This window comes from Pseudomonas sp. NPDC089534 (genome assembly GCF_044749305.1).
GTDB classification, from domain to species: Bacteria; Pseudomonadota; Gammaproteobacteria; order Pseudomonadales; family Pseudomonadaceae; genus Aquipseudomonas; species Aquipseudomonas ekonensis.
Genome location: NZ_JBIVHR010000035.1, coordinates 16,332 through 17,470 on the forward strand (window position 1 = coordinate 16,332; position 1,139 = coordinate 17,470).

The following is a 1,139-nucleotide window of genomic DNA, read 5'->3' on the forward strand; positions in this document are numbered from 1 at the left end:
GACGCGGCGTTCCAGCAGACGGTCGGAACCGCCTTCGGCGACGCGGCGTTCCAGCAGGCGGTCAGCGCCACCTTCGGCGACGCGGCGTTCCAGCAGACGGTCGGAGCCACCTTCAGCGACGCGGTTTTCGATCAGTTTGTCCGAACCGCCTTCGGCGATCATCGTGTGGGCGGAAGGGGCTGCAAAAGCGTTCAGTGCAAGTACCGAGAAAGCGATGCCGAGAAGGGTTTGGCGTTTCATGATCGTGTGCTCCAGAGGGTGTTGTCGGTTGGTATGGAGCAGATGTTACGCCCGGGATTTTTTAAGAGAACTTCATTGCCGTGATGGTGAACATCGACGCCGATGATGGTTTGGCGCACGGGCCGTCGGTCAGCGTGATGGGGCCGCGTCCGTTCGGGGGCGGCGTTTTCCGCCGGGCCCTCTACACTGCAAGCTTGAAGCGGGACCGGCAGCCGGAGGAGGGCGCATGTATCAACTGTACGGGCACAGGAATTCAGGTGCGGCGGCCATCGAGGCGGCGCTGGAGCTGTGCCAGATCGCTTACCGTTTCATCGACGTCGAAGCCAGCGGCGAAGCGGCCCAGGAGCTGGCCAGGCTCAACCCGTTGAAGCAGATCCCGACCCTGCAACTGCCCGACGGCCGCGTCATCACCGAGAGCGCGGCGATCCTGGTGCACCTGGGCCTGAGCTTTCCGGAGTCCGGCCTGCTGCCGGCCGACGCCGCCGACCGAGATCAGGCGATCCGCGGCATGGTGTACATCGTCAGCAATTGCTACACGGCCATCGGCATCATCGACTACCCCGAACGCTGGCTGGTGATGCCGGACGAGGCCTCGCGGCAGAACCTGATGGCCGGCGCCCGCGAACGGCTGCACTGGACGTGGGAAGTGTTCGCCGACCTGTTTTCCGCCGAACTGTACCTGGACGACGAAAGGCCGGGGGCGCTGGACCTGCTGGCGGCGGTGGTGACCCGCTGGGCCGGCTCCCGCGAGCATCTGCGCCATGCCCGTCCCGGCTTCCATGCCTGGCTGGCGCGCATTGACCGCCACCCTGTGCTGGCACCGGTGTTTGCGCGGCACTGGCCGGCCTGAGCAGGCTGACTCCCACAGGGGATTGCGGGTATCCGCAGTATCTATGTTC

At 65.4% G+C, this 1,139-nt stretch carries 2 protein-coding genes; one reads left to right on the forward strand and one right to left on the reverse strand.

Going from position 1 to position 1,139, the window contains the following annotated elements:
* On the reverse strand, window positions 1-240 hold a 240-nt coding region (locus tag ACIP0B_RS13265), incomplete at its 3' end, for a hypothetical protein (RefSeq protein ID WP_400832465.1).
* A 226-nt stretch (window positions 241-466) separates the two neighbouring features.
* Here ACIP0B_RS13265 and ACIP0B_RS13270 point away from each other — a divergent pair.
* Complete coding sequence (locus ACIP0B_RS13270; RefSeq protein WP_400832467.1) at window positions 467-1,090, forward strand: glutathione S-transferase N-terminal domain-containing protein; 624 nt, start codon at window positions 467-469, stop codon at window positions 1,088-1,090.
* Window positions 1,091-1,139: the final 49 nt, after the last annotated feature.